The following is a 17023-nucleotide window of genomic DNA, read 5'->3' on the forward strand; positions in this document are numbered from 1 at the left end:
CGTCCTTCCGGGTGGGCGGTGACGTGGGACGGCGGCTTGGTGCCGTGAGACGGAGGCGTTAAGATCGGCCGGGCCGGAGCCGTTTCCCGAATCGTTTGCGGAACAAGGTTCTGTTGCCGCACCATGGAATCCGTGAAGACTGCCAAGAGCGGACGTGACGGCCGCTCCCGCATCATCGAGGGCGCCCTGCGGCGGTTCAGCCAGGACGGCGTGTCGGCCACCACTCTGGCCAGCCTCCGCGACGAGAGCGGCGTCAGCGTCGGAAGCTTCTACCACCACTTCGCCAGCAAGGAACACGTCTTCGGCGTGCTCTACGCCGACACCCTGCGCATGTACCAGGAGGCGTTCCTCGCCGAGCTGCGGCGTCACGAGACCGCGCGGGAGGGCATCGAGGCCATCGTCGCGATGCACATGGCCTGGTGCGGCGAGAACCGCGAGCGCGCCCATCTGCTGATCAGTGAGCGGCCGCCCCGGCGCGACGAGCCCGGCGGCACCGAGGTCTCGGAGTCGCGGCGGGCCTTCTTCCGCCAGGTGTCCGACTGGTGGCGCCCGCACATGAAGGAAGGACTGCTCCAGCCGGTCCACCCGACCATGTGTTACGTGCTGTGGCTGGGCCCGGCCACCGAGATGTGCCGCCTGTGGTTCGCCGGCGCCCACCAGCCGACCCAGGACGAGATATCGGGTCTGTGCGACGCCGCCTGGCAGAGCCTGCGCCAGCGGTCCTCCTCGGAGCCCGCGCAGGCGGAGGCCGCGCAGGAGGAGCCCGCGTAGGAAAGGCCCGCGCAGGAAGGGCCGATGGAAGGACCCGCGCAGGAGGAGCCCGCGCAGGGGTCCCGGACGGTGGACCTCGTCCGCCGCGCGGCGCGGCTCTCCTCAGGGCTCGCGAAGAGGCCCCGGAGCCTTCGCCGGCCGCCGTGCACGGGCGGCGACCCGCCAGGTGGTCCCGTCCAGGGTGATGTCCAGCCGCGCGTCGTGCCGCCTGCGGCGCAGGCCGGGGACGGGCACCCGGTCCTCGGCGTCGAACCCGCCGCGCCGGGCGTGGCCGTACACCAGTTCGCCGGTGAAGACCCGCAGCTCGTCCCGGTTGCCGCACCGGGGGCAGGTCCAGGCCACCAGGTCGGCGCGGCGGTCGTAGTCGTGGCAGGCGGGGAAGTACTCGTCGGGCCGGAAAGGGGTGTCGCAGGCGAGGCAGGGGATCGGCATCCAAGTCCTCCAGGGGCCGCTGTGCCGGCCGGTCATGGTCACTCACCGTGATCAACGGCTATCCTGCCGCGCTTGACCTGCACTTTCATGGCGCTTGCCACTCTCCGTGGCCCATCGGCACTTTCCGTTTCCGCCGTTGTCCCGGCCGTACGGCCCGCTCCGCCCGGAACACCGGACCGAAACACCGATCCGTCCGGTACGGCCGGGCCGCGGTGCGAGGATGGGCCGGTGAACGATCTGTTTGACCGGCTCAGGGAGCTGCTGCTCGACGCCGGATACACCATCGACGGCGTCCGGGAGCGCCTCGGCGAGGTCGCCGCCACCGCGCTGTCCCGGGAGGAGACGGTGCCCGCGCTGCGCGCCACCCGCGACGGGGACCCGCTGGGCACACTGATCCGGCTGTGGTGGCTCGGGGTGCCGGTGGACGCCCCGGCGGGCCTGCCGGTGGCCGAGCTGGCCGCCGCGGGCCTGGTGGCCGCCGACGGCGACCGGGTGGTCTCCACGGTCCACCTCCAGCCCTGGGAGACCGGCGGCTACGTCGTCTCCGACCGCAAGGTCCGCCCCGGGGACCCGGCGCTGCGCCCCGACCACGTCGTCGGCGCGGGCGGCGCGTCGGCGAACCTGGCCCAGCTCGTGACCCGCCGCCCGGTGGAGCGCGCCCTCGACCTGGGCACCGGATGCGGGGTCCAGGTGCTGCACCTGGCCGGGCGGGCCCGGGAGATCGTCGCCACCGACGTCAACCCGCGCGCCCTGGAACTGGCCCGGATCAGCTGGGCGCTCTCCGGGGTCCGCGACGTGGACGCCCGCGAGGGGTCGCTGTTCGAGCCGGTCACCGGGGAGCGGTTCGACCTCGTCGTCTCCAACCCGCCGTTCGTGATCTCCCCGGCCGGACGGTTCACCTACCGCGAGTCCGGTTTCGAAGCCGACGGCTTCTGCCGCGAGCTGGTACGGCAGGCCCCCCGGTTCCTGGCGCCCGGCGGCACGTGCCAGCTCCTGGCCAACTGGCTGCACGTCCGGGGCGAGGACTGGCGCGACCGGGTGGGCGGCTGGCTGACCGGCACCGGATGCGACGGCTGGGTGGTCCAGCGCGACGTCCAGGACCCCGCCGAGTACGTGGAGCTGTGGCTGCGGGACGCCGCCGAACAGGGCACCGCCCGCTACCGCGAGCTGTACGACGGCTGGCTCGGGTGGCTGGAGTCCATGGACGTCACCGGGATCGGGTTCGGCTGGATCACCCTGCACGACTCGGGCAGCCTCGACCCGGTCGTGCGGGTGGAGGAGCTCGGCCAGCGGGTCGAGCTGCCGGTGGGCGGCTACGTGGACGAGGTGCTCGGCTCGATCGCGGCGGCGCACCGGTTGTCCGGCGCGGAACTTCCGGGTGTACGGCTCGCGCTGGCGGGGGGCGTGCTGGAGGAGCGGATCGGCCCGCCCGGCGCCGAGGACCCGTCCGGGATCGTGCTCCGGCAGACCCGGGGGCTGCGCCGTACCGCGCGGGTGGGGACGGTGGAGGCGGCGCTCGCCGGGGTGTGCGACGGCGAGTATCCACTGGGCCCGCTGCTGGCGGCGATCGCCGAACTCACCGGCGAGGACGCCGATGACCTGCTGGAGAAGGCGCCGGAGGCCATCCGGCCGCTGGTCGCCGAGGGGTTTTTCCACATATCCACAGGGTGACCGTCCACAGCCTGTGGACATTCCCCGGCGATCGGTTGTTGATCGGATGTTGAACCCGGTGGGAGAGGCTCTGACCACGGACGCGGCACCCGGGGGGAAGGGACCGCGTCCGGTCCGGCCGGTCGCCGGCATGAGGCGGCCGGCCGTCGGGAGACGCGCCGGACAACCGGGCCCCCTATGCGTCCCCGGCGGTCAGCGACCGGCCGGACACCTGCCCTCGCTGTCCGACCGCCCGGTGTCAGGTCCCCGGTGCGGGAACCAAGACGGGAACCCGATGAACAACCACGCCTGGATGACGCGGCTCGACGACGGCCTGTACGACGGGCTGGAGCCGGTGGCCCCGGCGGCGGACGGTCCGGCCCCGGCCGCCTCGGCGGGCGGGAAGGGAGCGCTGACGGACGGCTCGCCGGTCACGGCGGGCGACGCGGCGGTCTCGACGGACGGTCCGGCGGCTTCGGCGGCCCCGGTGGACGGTCCCGCGGTCTCAGCGGGTGGCGGGGTCGCCGTCGGCGGCGGCCCGGTCGAGCAGCGCCCGCAGGTCGGCGGCCTCGGGGGCGCCGAGCCGGGCGAAGACGTCATGGGCGCGCCGGAGGCAGTCGCGGCTGCGGGCGGCGTCCCCGAGGCCTTCGAGGGCCCGGCCGAGCACCCACAGTGACAGCGCCTCGCCGTACGGGTGGCCGATCTCGCGGCTGACCGTCAGCGCCTGCTCGGCGTGCCGGGTCGCGTCGGCGAACCGCCCGGCGGCGATCAGGGTCTCGGCGAGCCGGGAGCACACCCGCTGCTCCCACACCCGCTGCCGGCTCGCCCGGAAGAAGGCCAGGCACTCGGCGTGGTGGTGGACGGCCTCGTTCAGCCGCCCGACGCGCGACAGCACCATCCCCAGGTGGTAGCGGGCCCGTGCGGTGCCGGGACCGGAGCCGATCTCGGTGAAGAGGGCAAGGCCCTGCTCGGCGGCGGCGATCGCCTCCTCGGCCTGGCCGAGGAACAGGTGGTCGCGGGCGGAGTAGCTCAGCGTCAGGGCCTCGCCGCCGCGCGCGCCCGCCTCCCGGAACGCGGCCCGCGCCGCCTCGAACCAGGACAGCGCCTCGGTGTGCCGACGCCGGCGGCCGGTCACCACGGCCAGGGCGTTCATCGTCTCGCCGGTGACGATCCCGTCGCCCGCGCCGGCCAGGTCCAGCGAGGCGCGGAACTCCTCCTCGGCCTCGGCGAGCCGGTTGGCGTTGAACAGCACCCGGCCGAGCACGTAGTGGCAGCGCATCCGGCAGGAGGCGTCCCCGAGCCGCCGGGCGGCGGTCAGCGTCTCCCTGGCCCGCTGCTCGAACTCGCGGACGTGACTGCCCGACTCCAGCAGCGGCTCCATGGCCAGCAGCAGGTCCGCGCCGGGCAGCAGCCCGCAGACGTCCTGACCGCCGGAGACCTGGGCGCCGGACGCCTGGGCGCCGGACGCCTGGGTGATGGCCGCGAACAGCGACTCCGCCTCGGCGGACAGCCAGGCCACGGCCTCGTCGGCGGAGGTGAACGCGTGACCTGGCGCGGCCACCGCGATCCGGTCGGCGACCGTGCTGCCGTCGTAGGCGAGGCGGTGCGCCGACCGCGCGGAGGCCAGGTAGAAGTCGAGCAACCGGCCCAGCGCGGCGGCCCCCGTGCCGGCGGCCCCCGCCTCGGCCTCGGTCCGTTCCGCGATCCGGCGGGCGAAGAGCCTGAGCAGGTCGTGGAAGCGGTAACGGCCTGGCGCCGGGGCCTCCAGCAGGCTGGCGTCCACCAGGGACTCCAGGACGTCCTCGGCGTCGGCCTGACCCAGGCCGAGCAGGGCGGCGGCCGCCCCGACCGAGATGTCGGGTCCGCCGGGCAGGGAGAGCAGCCGGAAGGCGCGGGCCTGATCGGGGCCGAGGTGGCCGTACCCGAGGGCGAAGGTGGCCTCCACCGCGAGGTTGCCGACCCGCATCTCGTCGAGGCGGCGGCGTTCGTCGGCCAGCCGGGGCACCAGCGAGGCGACCGTCCAGGACGGGCGGGCCGCCAGGCGGGCCGCCACGATCCGCACCGCGAGGGGCAGGAATCCGCAGGCGGCGACGACGTCCATGGCCGCGGCGCGTTCGGCCGCCACCCGGTCCGCGCCCGCGACCGTGCCGAACAGGGTGAGCGCCTCGTCGGGCTCCATGACGTCGAGGTCGAACAGCCGGGCCGCCGTCAGGTCGGCCAGCTTGCCGCGGCTGGTCACGATCGCCGCGCAGCCGGGCGTGCCGGGGAGCAGGTGGGCGACCTGCTCGGCGTCCCGGGCGTTGTCCAGCAGCACCAGCATCCGGCGTTCGGCCAGCAGCGAGCGGAACAGCGCCGACCGCTCGGCCAGGCCGTCCGGGATGACGTCGGGCGGCAGTCCCAGCCCGCGCAGGAACGCCGCCAGCGCGGAGTCGGGCGCGACCGGGTCCTCGCCGTAGCCGCGCAGGTCGGCGTAGAGCTGGCCGTCGGGGAACAGTTCCTGGAGGGTGTGCGCGACGTGTACGGCGAGTGTCGTCTTGCCGACGCCGCCGATGCCGGAGATGGCGGCCACCGGGACGCCGTCGGCGCCGTCCCCGGCCGACAGCAGGGCGCGCAGCCGGGAGATGATCCGGTGGCGGCCGGTGAAGTCGTTCACGGCCGCGGGGAGCTGCGCGGGCCGCGGCAGCTCCGGGGGACCCGCCGGGCCCGGCGGGTGCGGCGGCGCGGCCGGATGCGACGAATGCCGTGAGTGCTGGGGGTGCTGTGGGTGCTGCCCGGCGGTCTGCGGCCCGTCGCGGTCCGGGCTCCCGGCGGGTGCGGAACCCGCCGCCCCGGCCGCCGGCGGGTTCGGCCCGGCGGACGAGGCGGACGCCGGGGACACAGTGGGTACGGAGGACGCGGTGGGCCCCGCGGAGCCGGTGGTGGGACCGGCCGGTTCCCCGGCGCCCGGCGGGGCCGGGACCCGTGCCGGGCCCGGGACGGGAACGGGCGGCGGCGGGACCAGGCTCGGGTCGCCGCTGAGGACCCGCCGGTGCAGCGCGGTCAGCTCGGGTCCCGGCTCGATGCCGAGCTCGCCGACCAGCACGGTCCGGGTGTCGGCGAAGACGGCGAGCGCGTCCCCCTGCCGCCCGCACCGGTAGTAGGCCAGCATCAGCTGGGCGCGCAGCCGCTCGCGGAGCGGGTGCTCGGCGGTCAGCGCGATCAGTTCGGAGACGACGTCGGCGTGCCGGCCCAGCTCCAGGTCGAGGTCCAGCAGGGTCTCCAGCACGCTCATCCGGCGTTCGGCGAGCCGGTCGCGCTGGTGCTCGGCGTAGGGACCGACGGCTCCGGCCAGCGGCTCGCCGGTGTGCAGCGCCAGGCTCGCCCGCAGGTGCCCGGCGGCCGCGGCGAGGTCGCCGGAGCCCCGGGCCGCCTCGGCCTGCCGTACTCCGTGTTCGAAACGGGCGAGGTCGAGGGCGTCGTCGGCCAGGCGCAGCGCGTAGCCCCGGCCCACCGAGGTGAGCAGCTCCGGGCGGGTGCGTGGCGACCTGCCCGGTTCCAGCACGGACCGCAGCCGGGAGACGTAGGTGCGCAGCGCCCCCAGCGCGCGGGGCGGGGCCTCCTCGCCCCAGACCCCGTCGATCATCTCGGCCGGGGTCACCGCCCGGTTCCCGCGCAGCAGCAGCATCGCGAGGATGGAACGTTGCAGGGGCGTGCCGAGGTCCAGCTCCCCACCGTCACGCCAGGCTTGGACGGGGCCGAGTACGGCGAAGCGCAACCCGCCCGCGCTGCCCTGATCAGCCATTCCGTGGATCTCCGCCCTAATGGGAAGTTTTATTCGCAAATAATAGATCCTTTATCCCCGATCCACAGGAGAGCGGTGGTTACCCCTCGGTGGCAATCGACATCGTTGATCGGGTATTGATCAACTGTTGAGCCTCGATGTCGATGATTCCCTATGTCGGGCATGGCGCCATACGGGGGCTGCCATGCCCGACATGTCAGTCAATTGCAGGTATGAAGAAAGATGCGGTAAGCGGGGTGCAGGCGGTCCGGCCTATCAATGAGCCATGGCTCCCCGAACGGAGACGGGAGCCACCTCACCCCCTTGGAGAACCGCAATGCGCACCACCGCCCGTACCCTCCTCGGCCTCGCCGCCGCCGCGGCCGTCCTCGCCGCCACCCCGGCGCTGGCCTCCCCCGCCTCGGCCGCCACGCTCGCCTCCGGCACCGCCGCGGCGACCACGGCGACCGCGGTGACGGCCCCGGGCCACGACTACGACGACCGCTGGGGCCCCTACTACTCCAAGTACTTCGGTCACTCCCGTGCCATGGCGGCCAGGGGCGGGGTGTGGACCGACGACTCCGACCGGGTCCACGTCGAGGGCAGGCTCTACGACAGGTACTCGCCGAGCTGGCTCTGCGGGTACGTCCAGGTCAAGTTCGAGGACACCGACGGCGACGAGTCGACCTACTGGGCCAAGAAGTGCGGCTCCAGCGGCTACCGCTCCTTCCACTTCGCCTCCGAGGACGTCGACAGCGCCCAGGTCCGGGTCTGCTACTGGCACCAGGGCGAGGGCCGGACGAAGATGTGCGGCAGGTGGAACTACGTCTACGAGGCCGACGGCGACGACGAGTGACGCCGGGTTCCGCTCCCGGGCGGATGTCCGGTCCGCCGGGTCCCGGACGAACCTCGGGCCCGCCCGTTCCCCGGGCGGGCCCTCCGTTCCTAGAAGATCGTCGAAGTGACGGACGGCGGGGAGGGGTCCCCTCCCCGCGGTTCGGCCGCGCGGCCCCGGCCGGACCGGGCGGGGCGTGCGGCCGTCGTGCTGTCACACGGTCCCGGCCGGACCGGGCCGGGCGTGCGGCCGTCGTGCGGTCAGGCGGCCTCGACCAGACCCAGCCGGGCGTGCAGCCGTTCTCGCACGAGCGGCCACTCGGAGCTGAGGATCGAGTAGTACGCGGTATCTCGGACCGTGTCGTCGGCGCCTCGGGATTCCGCCCGCCGTACACCGTCGAGGTGTGCGCCGAGGGCTTCGATGGCGGTCCGGGAGCGCGCGTTGCGCACGTCGGCCTTGAGGGTGACGCGGTGGACCTGCCACGTCTCGAAGGCGAGGGAGAGCATCAGGTACTTGCTCTCCCGGTTGACACCGGTGCCCTGGGCCGACGCCGCCAGCCAGGTGTAACCGATGTCCGCCACGGACGGGACCTCGCCCACCGCTCCATGTGCGCCCGGTGGCCAGGGCATGGGGCCCTGCCAGTACTCCAGGTTCATGAGACGGGTGGCACCGACGACGCGGTCGGTGTGCAGCCACCGGATGGCGAAGGGCATCGTGCGGCCCTCCGCCTGCTCAGCCAGGGCGGCCTCCACGTAGGAGACCACCTCGCCCCGACCATGGGGCACACGAGTGAAGCCGTAGGTGGAGCGGTCTTCACTCGCCGCGGCGACGAGGTCGTCGACGACCTCGAGGCTGAGCGGCTCCAGGCGCACGAGGCGCCCGGACAGGGTGACGAAAGCGGGCATGAGCACATGATGAGGGCTGCCGACGTGGGCTTTTGCCAAATGATGTGGGGTGTTTCGGTGTCCACCGGGTGAATCACCCTCTATGCCCCGTTTTTCGCGACAAAACCGCAGGTCAGGGACGTGCGGCCCACCCCTGGGGCGGTCGGCTCACAGGTAAATTTTCGGTCAAGCTCCCGCATCGCCGAACGCCCGCGGCGGCCGGCGTCCGGCGGCCGTTCCGGCACCCGCGCGAAGACGGCCCAGAACCTCGGACAGACGGTCCAGGGAGGCGGCGATCCAGGGCAGCTCCAGGGGGTCGGGAGCGGCCAGCGCGGCCAGCCGCCGCTCGGCCGTCCCGCCGTACAGGAGGCTGGTCGCCATCCGCACCCGCAGGGCCCGCGGGTCGTCGCCGAAGGCGTGGCCGGGGAGCACCCCGACGCCGTGCGCGCCGAGCAGGTGCGCGGCCAGTTCGGCGGAGTCGCCGAAGGGCAGCCCCGAGAAGTCGGGGTACAGGTAGAAGCCGCCGCGCGGCGCGCCGGCCGGGACACCCGCCCCGGCGAGCAGCCCGTGAACGGCCCGCGCGACCGCGCCGTGCAGCCGCCGGCTCCGCTCGATCCGCTCGGTGAGCTCGGGGGGCTCGGCGTAGGCGTGGGCCGCCGCCCGCTGGACGGGCGCCGCGGGGCTGGACCAGATCTCGCTCGCCACCGCGAGCAGCCGGTCGCGCAGCTCCCCCGGGGGGAGGCGGGCCACGCCGATCCGCCAGCCGCCCAGGGCGAGGCTTTTGCTGAGCCCGCTGGTGACGATCGTGCGCTCGGGCGCGACGTCGGCCGGGCTGAGGAACTCCGTCGCCGGGTCGTGGACGAGGTCGCGGTAGATCTCGTCGGAGACGATCAGAAGGTCGAGCTCGCGGGCCAGTTCGGCGATCCGCCGGACCGTCGCGGCGCCGGCCAGCGTGCCGGTGGGGTTGTCCGGCAGCGTGACCAGCAGAGCGCTCACCCGGCGTCCCCGGGACCGCGCGTCCAGGACCGCGCCGGCGAGGAGATCGGGATCCGGCACCCCGCCCTCGCCGGGCGGTGACGGGACGGGCAGCGGGCGCGCCCCGGCCAGCTCCGCCTGGGCGGCGTAGCTGACCCAGCTCGGCACGGGCAGCACGATGTCGCCGCCGATCGCCGGCAGCAGGCCGTACAGCAGGGCCTTGCTGCCGGGACCGCAGACGACCGAGTCCGGGTCGGTGGGCAGCCCCCTGCGGCTCCAGTACCCGGCCGCCGCCTCGCGCAGCTCCGGGATCCCGGCGACCGGGCCGTACCCGTTGTGCCCGGCGGCGTCGGCCAGCCGCTCCCGCAGCACCGGGTGGACCGGCAGACCCGCCTCGCCGAAGGCGAGGTTCAGCACGCGCTCCCCGGTGAGCCGCCTGCGTTCGATCTCCTCGTTGGCCGCCAGCGTGGCGGAAAGGGCGATGCCCATGGGTGCCTCCGGTCGTTGCGGAACGCTCCCCAGCATGGTGAGGTGAGTGCCCCGGAACAACCACCGGTCACCGTGGGAAGGCGTAAGGAAAACCGATGCTCGATCTGCGCCGCCTGACGGTGATCTGCGAGTTCGCCCGCCGGGGCAGCATCGCGGCGACCGCCGAGGCCCTCGGCTACAGCCCGTCCGCCGTCTCCCAGCAACTCGCGGTCCTGGAGCGTGAGGCCGGGGCCGCCCTGCTCGACCGGACGGCTCGCAGCGCCGCGCTGACCGACGCCGGCCGCCGCCTCGTCGAGCACGCCGAGCGCATCCTGGCCATGGTGGAGGCCGCGGAGTCCGACCTGTCCGCCCAGGCGGGGACGCCCTCGGGTCACGTCGCCGTCACCGCCTTCCCCACCGCCGCGGTCGCCTTCGCGCCCGCCCTGGCCCGGACGCTGCGCCGGCACACCGAACTGACCATGCGGATGCGGCAGGCGCCCGCCGGACGCGGAATCGGGCAGGTGCGGTCGGGTGAGGCGGACATCGCCCTGGTGGACGACTGGCACGGCGGGACGCGCGAGGAACCGGCCCCGCTGCGGGTCTTCCCGCTGCTGCGCGACCCCCTGGTGCTCGCGGTGCCGCGCCGGCACCGGCTGGCCGACCCGGAGAAGCCGGTCGACCTGCGGGAACTGCGCGACGAACCGTGGATGGCGACCCCCGAGGGGGAGCCGTCCCGCCTGGCCGTGGACCGCCTGCTGGCCGGCGTCGGCGGCGCCCGGCCGGTGCCGTGGGAGTTCGAGGGACTGGGCACCGTCCTCGGCCTGGTCGCCAAGGGCATCGGCATCGCGGCCGTCCCGGCCCTGACCCTGGCCGCCGGAGTGCGCGGCGTCGCCGTACGCGAGCTCCCCGGCTCCCCGACCGTCCGCGAGGTCCACGCCGTGGCGCGGGCCGGGAGCGTTCACCGTCCCGCCGTGGCCGTCACGCTGCGCGCCCTGCACGTCGCCGCGCGCCTGCTGTCCGCCGACCTCGCCCCGGTCCAGCCCGCCGACCGGTAACGTCGGGGCCGTGCCTCCCTCCTACGCGCTCGAACGCCTGCTCGCGGCCGGCGGCTCGAAGACGGTGGCCGGGATCGACGAGGTCGGCCGGGGCGCCTGGGCCGGGCCCGTCGCGGTCTGCGCCGTCGTCACCGACCTGTCGGAGCCGCCCGCGGGGCTGACCGACTCCAAGATGCTCGCCCCCGCCCGCCGCACCGCGATGGCCGCCGAGATCACCGGCTGGGCCGCCGGGATCGGGTACGGCGAGGCGTCGTGCGAGGAGATCGACGAGCTGGGCATGACCGAGGCCCTGCGCCGGGCCGCCCGCCGGGCGCTGGCCGAGCTGCCGGTCCGGCCCGATGTGGTCGTCCTCGACGGCAGGCACGACTACCTCGGCGCACCGTGGCCGGTGCGGTGTGAGGTCAAGGCCGACCTGTCATGCGTCTCGGTGGCCGCGGCGTCGGTGGTCGCGAAGGTCCGCCGCGACGCCCACATGGCCTCACTCGGTTTCGAGGAGTACGGCTTCGCCGACAACGCGGGCTACCCGTCGCCGGTCCACCAGCGGACGCTGGCCGAGCGCGGGCCGACGGAGCACCACCGCCTGTCGTGGTCCTATCTCGACGACCTCCCCCGCTGGCGCCACCTCAAGCGGCACCGCAACCCACTGGCGGGCGAGGGCCAACTGGGGCTCTTCGGCTGAAGGCTCACTGAGGCGGCGTGACGACGCCGGCGAGGTGGAGCCGGTCAAGCCGCGTAGAGGACTCGCGCGTCATGGAGGACCTGGTCCTTGATCGTTTCGTTGAGGTAGCGCTTGGCCACCAGGTCGACGGGGCGGCCGAAGAGGTCTTCCAGCTCCTCCTGGAGAGCCATGAGCTCGAAGAGGCCGAGGGAAGCGCCTTCGGTGTGGACGTACAGGAGATCGTGCCACGCCGTCCGGCTCGTGCCCGGGTGAACGACGATCTCGTCACCGGCCTCCGGGGACCAGAGGTAACGGTGGTCTGGTCTTTCCCGGGCGGGTCCGCTGATCCACAGTGGGCGGCATGCGGATGGGCGTCTTTCTGATCGCGGCGGGCTTTCCCGGACGGGACGCGGGAGAGGTGCTGCGGGACACGGTGGAGGCGGTCGCCGTCGCCGAGGAGGCCGGTTTCGACGACGCGTGGATCGCCGAGCACCACTTCATGTCGTACGGCGTGTGCCCGTCGGCGGCCACCCTGGCCGGGGTGGCGCTGGGCCGTACGTCCCGGATCGGGGTGGGGACGGCGGTGAGCGTGCTGTCGACCCGGCACCCGGTGGACCTGGCCGAGCAGGCGGCGATCCTCGACCGGGTCTCGGGCGGGCGGTTCACGCTCGGGGTGGGGCGGGGCGGCCCGTGGGTGGACCTGGAGGTGTTCGGCACGGGGCTCGCGCGGTTCGAGCGGGGGTTCGGCGAGTCGCTGGACCTGCTGTGCGCGGCCCTGGGCGGGGGGACGGTCTCGGCGGAGGGGGAGTTCTTCCGGTTCCGTCCGGTGCCGGTGGTCCCGCCCGCGCGGCTGCGGCCGGTGGTGGCGTGCACCTCCGCGGCGACCGTCGCGCTCGCCGCGGAGCGGGGACTGCCGATGCTGCTGGGGATGCACGTCGGCGACGCCGAGCGGGCCGCGATGATCGGTTCCTACCGTACGGCGAGCGAGGGCCTGGCCGCGGAGAACGGGGACGATGGTCCGGGGGCCGGAGGCCGGGACGGCGGCGGGGATCCCGGGCACGTGGGGGCGGCCGTCGGGTACGTGGCCGACACCACCGAGCGGGCCGTACGGGAGCTCAGGGAGGCCATGCCCGGGTGGCTGGGGCCGGGGCTGGCCGGTCACGTGGCGGTGGACGGCCGGCCCGGTCCGCGGCGTGACATCGGGGCGTACGTGGACTTCCTGTGCGACACGCACCCGGTCGGCTCGCCGGGACGCTGCGTCGAGATGATCGCGCGTACCGCCGCGGCCACCGGGTTGCGGCACCTGATCCTCATGGTCGAGGGTGCGGGCGACCACGCCCGCACCCTCGACAACATCCGGCGGCTCGGGGAGCAGGTGCTCCCCGAGGTCAGGGACCTTTAGCAGTCGACGAGTTCGGGTGACTGGTTGAGGATCTGGGACCTCGCGGTGACGAACTCGGCGAGGGCGCCGGTGGCCGCCGGGTCGAAGACCGCGACCCGGTGGCAGTTCTGGAAGGCGAGCCTCATGCCGAAGTGGCGCTCCAGGGCGCCGCGCATGGAGTCGCTGGCCAGGCAGCGCAGGAGCTGACCGCGGGCCTGCTCGTCCGGCGGTGGAACGGTGTTGTCGGCGAATTCGGCGCCGGTGCGTTCACGCCTCTCGACCAGCTCGGTGATCACCGACCAGGCGTAGGGCAGGGAGTCTCGGACGCAGGCGACGAACGCCTCGTCGTCGACCTCGCCGGTCCTGGCCTGGTCGAGAAGATCTTTCGAAACGGTCAGCGACATGCTGCGTTCTCCTCTCGCGGATCGCAAAGGGGACGTTTTCCGACACTAGGTCGGCTTGTCTGCCGCTCCACCTAGCGTGGGAGCGACACTCGTGTGGGTCCGAAGACGAACCCGGGGTCGACCTGGGCGGCCAGGTCCTCGCCGGTCGCCCGGTTCGCCCAGGCCCTGGCGTTGCGCAGGTGGAACTCGACCGCCTGCTGCCCGAACTTCCACCAGTCCTTCTCCTGGGCGTCCAGGCGTGCGAGAAGCGTGCCGAGCGCCTTCATGCCGGCCGGTTCCAGCTCGCCGAGGGTGAACGGACGGCCCTGCTCCATGGCCCGGACCGCCGCGGAGTGCTCCAGGCACACCAGCAGGTCGTCGCCCACGTGCTCGCGCAGGAACGCGACGTCGGACGGTCCGTGGATCTTGTTGCCGACCACCGCGACCGGCACGTCGAAGTCGGCGGCGTAGTCGCGGTACTGGCGGTAGACGCCCACCCCCTGCCGGGTGGGTTCGGCCACCAGGAACGTCAGGTCGAAACGGGTGAACAACCCGGAGGCGAAGGAGTCGGCCCCGGCGGTCATGTCGACCACGACGTATTCGCCGGCGCCGTCGACGAGGTGGTTGAGGTACAGCTCCACCGCGCCGACCTTGGAGTGGTAGCAGGCAACCCCCAGGTCGGTCTCCTCGAACGGGCCGGTGACCATCAGGCGCGGCCCGTCGGGTGTGATGGCCGAGAAGCGGGTGTGCACGGGGTCGTCGGGCTCCCCCGGGTGCAGCAGCCGCGACCCGCGGCCGGGCGGGGTGGTCTTGACCATCGCCGCGGCGGAGGAGATGAGCGGGTTGTCGCCGCGGAGGTACTCCTTGATCTCGGTCAGGTGCGCGCCCATCGGGCGTGGCAGCGCGTCCTGCGGCATCCCGAGCGCCATGCCGAGGTGCTGGTTGATGTCGGCGTCGATCGCCACGACGGGCCCGCCCCTGGCGGCGACGTATCTCGCGAACAGCGCCGACAGGGTCGTCTTGCCGCTGCCGCCCTTACCGACGAATGCCACCCTCACGTCGACCGTCCAATCATGATTATGAAAACCGTTTCACTCCGCTGGATCATCATGCCACGGAGGGTGGGTGAGCGGGGGCGGAAACACTGTGAGAGGCTCGGCCAGATGACGTTCGCATGGGTGTTGCTGGTGTTGTCGGGTCTGATGGAGACCGCGTGGGCGGTGGCCCTGGACCGGTCGGACGGGTTCTCCAGGCCGGTGCCCAGCGTCATCTTCGCGATCACGCTGGTGCTGAGCATGGCCGGGCTGGGGTACGCGCTGAAGTCGATCCCGGTCGGTACGGCCTACGCCGTGTGGGTCGGGATCGGCGCGGTCGGCACGGCGGTCGCCGGCATGGTGTGGCTCGGCGACTCCGCGTCCCTGGCGAGGATCGCCTGCCTGCTGCTGGTCGTCGCCGGGGTCGTCGGCCTGAAGGTCTTCCACTGAGCCGCGCGGCCGGTCCGGCGGGCCGGCCGGGAGACCGGGTCACCGGTTCGCGGGACCCCCGGCGGGATCCCCGGCCCACGGGACGGTCGGCTCGCGAGACCCGGCCGCCGGTTCCGCGCGGCCGCCGGGGACGGTGTTCCGGGTGATGTGGGCGATGGTGATCTCGGAGAGCAGGGTCTCCTCGTGCTCGCGCAGCACGCTCCAGACGTGCGCGATGGGCCGGGCGACGCCGGGGTAGTCGTCGTTCCTGAAGTGCTCGGGCCGGCCCTCGATCACCATGATCACATCGGCCAGGGTGATCTCCTCGGGGGGCCGGGCCAGCCAGTAGCCGCCGTCGGGGCCGCGCTGGCTGTGGATCAGACCGGCGCGGCGCAGTTGCAACAGGATGTTGTCCAGGAACCTCCGCGGGATGTTCTGCGCCGCGGCGACCTTCTCCGCGGGCACGGGCCCCGGGCCGGTGGCGGCCAGCTCGGCGACGGCCCGCAGCGCGTACTGGGTCCTGGCGGAGACGCGCATGCCGTCAGGCGCTCGTCCGCGCGAGGCCCCAGCGGCGGCGCAGTGAGGTGTCGGCCGTCTCGAACAGCAGGTCCACCCCGATGCCGATGGCCAGGATCACGATCATCGTGGAGAGCAGGCCGGCCGAGTCGGCGAGTTCGCGGTCGAAGAACAGCCGCTCGCCCAGCGACGACTGGTGAGCGATGATCACCACCAGCTCCCCGGCCATGAGCGACCGCCAGGCGAAGGCCCAGCCCTGCTTCAGCCCGGCCAGGAACGACGGCAGCGACGCCGGCAGGATCACGTGACGGTAGAGCTGCAGGCGGCGGAAGCCGAGCACGTGCCCGGCGCGCAGCAGGATGGGCGGCGTGTAGTCCACCCCGGTGATCAGCCCGTTGGCGATGGACGGCGTCGCGCCGAGGATGACCACGAAGGTGATCGCGCTCTCGGTCAGCCCGAACAGCAGGATGGCCAGTGGGAACCAGGCGATCGACGGCATGGTCTGCAGGCCGGTGATCAGTGAGCCGAAGGCGGCCCGCAGCACCCGGACCCGGGAGACCAGGGCGCCGACGACCAGCCCCACCGCCACCGAGACGGCGAAGCCCGTCACCGCGCGGCGCATCGTCACCCCGATCGCCTCCCAGTACTCGCCGCTGGTCAGCCGGTCGAGCAGGACCGGGGCGACGTCGGCGGGCCCGGCGAAGACGTACTCCGGCCAGAAACCGGCCCACACCACGCTCTGCCACACCGCCAGCACGATGGCCACGGCCAGCGCCATCGGCCACAGGCGGCCCCAGACGCGGGCGGCCGGGCCACCGGACGACTCGCCGCCCAGCTCCAGCGCGTCGAGTCCGGCGAGCTGCCGGGCGTGGGCGTCGGCGGGCACACCGTCCGCGCCGCCGGTGACCGCGGCGGCTCCATCGACCCCGCCGCCTCCGCCGGCCCCGTTGTCTCCGATGTCTCCGGGGCCGGCGGTGCTCCCGGGGCTCCCGGCGGTCGCGGCGGCGGTCGCGGTGTGACCGGCGTCGTCGACGCCGGTGGTGATCCTGGTGTCAGCGGCCATGACGCATGACCTCCTCCCGGAGCCGGCCCGTCACCGCGCCGGCGATCTCCGCCACCTCGGCGGAGTCGGTACGGCGGGGCCGTTCGAGCGTGATGGGGAAATGCTCGACGACCCGCCCCGGACGGCTGCTGAGCAGCACGACGCGGTCGCCGAGCCGTACGGCCTCGCGGACGTTGTGGGTGACGAACAGGACGCTGAGCCGGCGTTCCCGCCAGATCCGCTCCAGCTCGTCGTGGAGCAGGTCGCGGGTCATCGCGTCCAGCGCGCCGAACGGCTCGTCCATCAGCAGGACGTCGGCGTCCTGGGCGAGCGCGCGGGCCAGGGAGACCCGCTGGCGCATGCCCCCGGACAGCTCGTGCGGGCGCTTGCCGCCGAAACCGCCCAGATGGACGGTCTCCAGGAGCGCAGTCGCCCGCTCACGACGTTCCCGGGAGGCCACGCCCTGGACCCGCAGCGCCATCTCGACGTTGGCCGAGACGGTGAGCCAGGGGAACAGGGCCGGCTCCTGGAACATCATGGCGATCTTCCGTCCGCCGGTGCCGATCCGGCCGGCCGTGGGGCTGTCCAGCCCGGCGACCAGGGAGAGCAGCGTGCTCTTGCCGCAGCCGGAGGCGCCGAGCAGGCAGACGAACTCGCCCGGGGCGACGGAGAGCGTGACGTCGTCCAGGGCGTGCAGCCCTTTTCTGCCCTGGCCGTAGACCTTGGAGACGCCGTCCAGCCGGACGGCGG

17 protein-coding genes are annotated in these 17023 nt (G+C 73.7%); 7 read left to right on the forward strand and 10 right to left on the reverse strand.

Annotation, left to right across the window (positions count from 1 at the left end):
• The first annotated feature begins 132 nt into the window (after window positions 1–132).
• The gene (locus ACZ6W9_RS04055; protein WP_470116686.1) at window positions 133–771 is read left to right on the forward strand and encodes a TetR/AcrR family transcriptional regulator; all 639 of its coding nucleotides are present in this window, start codon (window positions 133–135) and stop codon (window positions 769–771) included.
• Window positions 772–873: 102 nt separating this feature from the next.
• Here ACZ6W9_RS04055 and ACZ6W9_RS04060 read toward each other — a convergent pair whose 3' ends face one another.
• Entirely contained in the window at window positions 874–1203 is a 330-nt protein-coding gene (locus ACZ6W9_RS04060) for a hypothetical protein (RefSeq protein ID WP_389961424.1), read from the reverse strand.
• Window positions 1204–1431: 228 nt separating this feature from the next.
• Here ACZ6W9_RS04060 and ACZ6W9_RS04065 point away from each other — a divergent pair, with 228 nt between their 5' ends.
• On the forward strand, window positions 1432–2874 hold the full coding sequence (locus ACZ6W9_RS04065) for a DUF7059 domain-containing protein (protein WP_470116687.1): 1443 nt from the start codon (window positions 1432–1434) through the stop codon (window positions 2872–2874).
• Window positions 2875–3358: 484 nt separating this feature from the next.
• Here the strand turns inward: ACZ6W9_RS04065 and ACZ6W9_RS04070 are convergent, their stop codons facing one another.
• Window positions 3359–6634, reverse strand: coding sequence for an AfsR/SARP family transcriptional regulator (locus ACZ6W9_RS04070; protein WP_470116688.1), 3276 nt, complete (start codon window positions 6632–6634; stop codon window positions 3359–3361).
• A 316-nt stretch (window positions 6635–6950) separates the two neighbouring features.
• Here ACZ6W9_RS04070 and ACZ6W9_RS04075 point away from each other — a divergent pair, with 316 nt between their 5' ends.
• On the forward strand, window positions 6951–7469 hold the full coding sequence (locus ACZ6W9_RS04075) for a hypothetical protein (RefSeq protein WP_389961418.1): 519 nt from the start codon (window positions 6951–6953) through the stop codon (window positions 7467–7469).
• A 239-nt stretch (window positions 7470–7708) separates the two neighbouring features.
• On the opposite strand, the gene ACZ6W9_RS04080 is transcribed toward ACZ6W9_RS04075, so the two are convergent.
• Together ACZ6W9_RS04080 and ACZ6W9_RS04085 are read right to left on the reverse strand one after the other, a co-directional pair.
• The gene (locus ACZ6W9_RS04080; RefSeq protein ID WP_362932619.1) at window positions 7709–8353 is read right to left on the reverse strand and encodes a GNAT family N-acetyltransferase; all 645 of its coding nucleotides are present in this window, start codon (window positions 8351–8353) and stop codon (window positions 7709–7711) included.
• A 165-nt stretch (window positions 8354–8518) separates the two neighbouring features.
• The gene (locus ACZ6W9_RS04085; RefSeq protein WP_470116689.1) at window positions 8519–9796 is read right to left on the reverse strand and encodes a pyridoxal phosphate-dependent aminotransferase; all 1278 of its coding nucleotides are present in this window, start codon (window positions 9794–9796) and stop codon (window positions 8519–8521) included.
• Window positions 9797–9891: 95 nt separating this feature from the next.
• On the opposite strand from ACZ6W9_RS04085, the gene ACZ6W9_RS04090 reads away from it, so the two are divergent.
• Together ACZ6W9_RS04090 and ACZ6W9_RS04095 are read left to right on the forward strand one after the other, a co-directional pair.
• On the forward strand, window positions 9892–10830 hold the full coding sequence (locus ACZ6W9_RS04090) for a LysR family transcriptional regulator (RefSeq protein ID WP_470116690.1): 939 nt from the start codon (window positions 9892–9894) through the stop codon (window positions 10828–10830).
• 10 nt (window positions 10831–10840) lie between these two features.
• On the forward strand, window positions 10841–11509 hold the full coding sequence (locus ACZ6W9_RS04095; RefSeq protein WP_362932625.1) for a ribonuclease HII: 669 nt from the start codon (window positions 10841–10843) through the stop codon (window positions 11507–11509).
• 44 nt (window positions 11510–11553) lie between these two features.
• Here the strand turns inward: ACZ6W9_RS04095 and ACZ6W9_RS04100 are convergent, their stop codons facing one another.
• The gene (locus ACZ6W9_RS04100) at window positions 11554–11679 is read right to left on the reverse strand and encodes a hypothetical protein (RefSeq protein ID WP_389961412.1); all 126 of its coding nucleotides are present in this window, start codon (window positions 11677–11679) and stop codon (window positions 11554–11556) included.
• A gap of 170 nt (window positions 11680–11849) precedes the next feature.
• Between ACZ6W9_RS04100 and ACZ6W9_RS04105 the strand changes: the two genes are divergently transcribed.
• Complete coding sequence (locus tag ACZ6W9_RS04105) at window positions 11850–12890, forward strand: LLM class flavin-dependent oxidoreductase (protein ID WP_470116691.1); 1041 nt, start codon at window positions 11850–11852, stop codon at window positions 12888–12890.
• On the opposite strand, the gene ACZ6W9_RS04110 is transcribed toward ACZ6W9_RS04105, so the two are convergent.
• Window positions 12887–13273, reverse strand: coding sequence for an SCO5389 family protein (locus ACZ6W9_RS04110; protein ID WP_389961408.1), 387 nt, complete (start codon window positions 13271–13273; stop codon window positions 12887–12889). The two genes, ACZ6W9_RS04105 and ACZ6W9_RS04110, sit on opposite strands and share 4 nt — an antisense overlap.
• A gap of 71 nt (window positions 13274–13344) precedes the next feature.
• Entirely contained in the window at window positions 13345–14310 is a 966-nt protein-coding gene (locus tag ACZ6W9_RS04115; protein WP_389961406.1) for an ATP-binding protein, read from the reverse strand.
• Window positions 14311–14415: 105 nt separating this feature from the next.
• Here ACZ6W9_RS04115 and ACZ6W9_RS04120 point away from each other — a divergent pair, with 105 nt between their 5' ends.
• Window positions 14416–14736, forward strand: a complete 321-nt coding sequence (locus tag ACZ6W9_RS04120) for a DMT family transporter (protein ID WP_389961404.1) — start codon at window positions 14416–14418, stop codon at window positions 14734–14736.
• A gap of 39 nt (window positions 14737–14775) precedes the next feature.
• Here ACZ6W9_RS04120 and ACZ6W9_RS04125 read toward each other — a convergent pair whose 3' ends face one another.
• Genes ACZ6W9_RS04125 through ACZ6W9_RS04135 form a run of 3 tightly spaced genes read right to left on the reverse strand, consistent with a single transcriptional unit; the run spans window position 14776 to window position 17012 of the window.
• Window positions 14776–15252, reverse strand: coding sequence for an RrF2 family transcriptional regulator (locus tag ACZ6W9_RS04125; protein WP_389961402.1), 477 nt, complete (start codon window positions 15250–15252; stop codon window positions 14776–14778).
• A gap of 4 nt (window positions 15253–15256) precedes the next feature.
• Complete coding sequence (locus ACZ6W9_RS04130) at window positions 15257–16294, reverse strand: ABC transporter permease (RefSeq protein ID WP_470116692.1); 1038 nt, start codon at window positions 16292–16294, stop codon at window positions 15257–15259.
• Window positions 16284–17012 carry an ABC transporter ATP-binding protein gene (locus ACZ6W9_RS04135; RefSeq protein ID WP_470116766.1) on the reverse strand — a complete coding sequence of 243 codons (729 nt, stop codon included), beginning with the start codon at window positions 17010–17012 and terminating at the stop codon, window positions 16284–16286. Before ACZ6W9_RS04135 ends, ACZ6W9_RS04130 begins: the two co-directional genes overlap by 11 nt.
• Window positions 17013–17023 lie beyond the last annotated feature (11 nt).

The organism is Streptosporangium sp. NPDC053982 (genome assembly GCF_055585205.1).

Coding starts and splice junctions, on each gene's coding strand:
- ACZ6W9_RS04060 (WP_389961424.1), bottom strand. CDS start 1,203: ATGCCGATCCCCTGCCTCGCCTGCGACACCCCTTTCCGGCCCGACGAG.
- ACZ6W9_RS04070 (WP_470116688.1), bottom strand. CDS start 6,634: ATGGCTGATCAGGGCAGCGCGGGCGGGTTGCGCTTCGCCGTACTCGGC.
- ACZ6W9_RS04075 (WP_389961418.1), top strand. CDS start 6,951: ATGCGCACCACCGCCCGTACCCTCCTCGGCCTCGCCGCCGCCGCGGCC.
- ACZ6W9_RS04080 (WP_362932619.1), bottom strand. CDS start 8,353: ATGCCCGCTTTCGTCACCCTGTCCGGGCGCCTCGTGCGCCTGGAGCCG.
- ACZ6W9_RS04085 (WP_470116689.1), bottom strand. CDS start 9,796: ATGGGCATCGCCCTTTCCGCCACGCTGGCGGCCAACGAGGAGATCGAA.
- ACZ6W9_RS04090 (WP_470116690.1), top strand. CDS start 9,892: ATGCTCGATCTGCGCCGCCTGACGGTGATCTGCGAGTTCGCCCGCCGG.
- ACZ6W9_RS04100 (WP_389961412.1), bottom strand. CDS start 11,679: ATGGCTCTCCAGGAGGAGCTGGAAGACCTCTTCGGCCGCCCCGTCGAC.
- ACZ6W9_RS04105 (WP_470116691.1), top strand. CDS start 11,850: ATGCGGATGGGCGTCTTTCTGATCGCGGCGGGCTTTCCCGGACGGGAC.
- ACZ6W9_RS04110 (WP_389961408.1), bottom strand. CDS start 13,273: ATGTCGCTGACCGTTTCGAAAGATCTTCTCGACCAGGCCAGGACCGGC.
- ACZ6W9_RS04120 (WP_389961404.1), top strand. CDS start 14,416: ATGACGTTCGCATGGGTGTTGCTGGTGTTGTCGGGTCTGATGGAGACC.
- ACZ6W9_RS04125 (WP_389961402.1), bottom strand. CDS start 15,252: ATGCGCGTCTCCGCCAGGACCCAGTACGCGCTGCGGGCCGTCGCCGAG.
- ACZ6W9_RS04130 (WP_470116692.1), bottom strand. CDS start 16,294: ATGGCCGCTGACACCAGGATCACCACCGGCGTCGACGACGCCGGTCAC.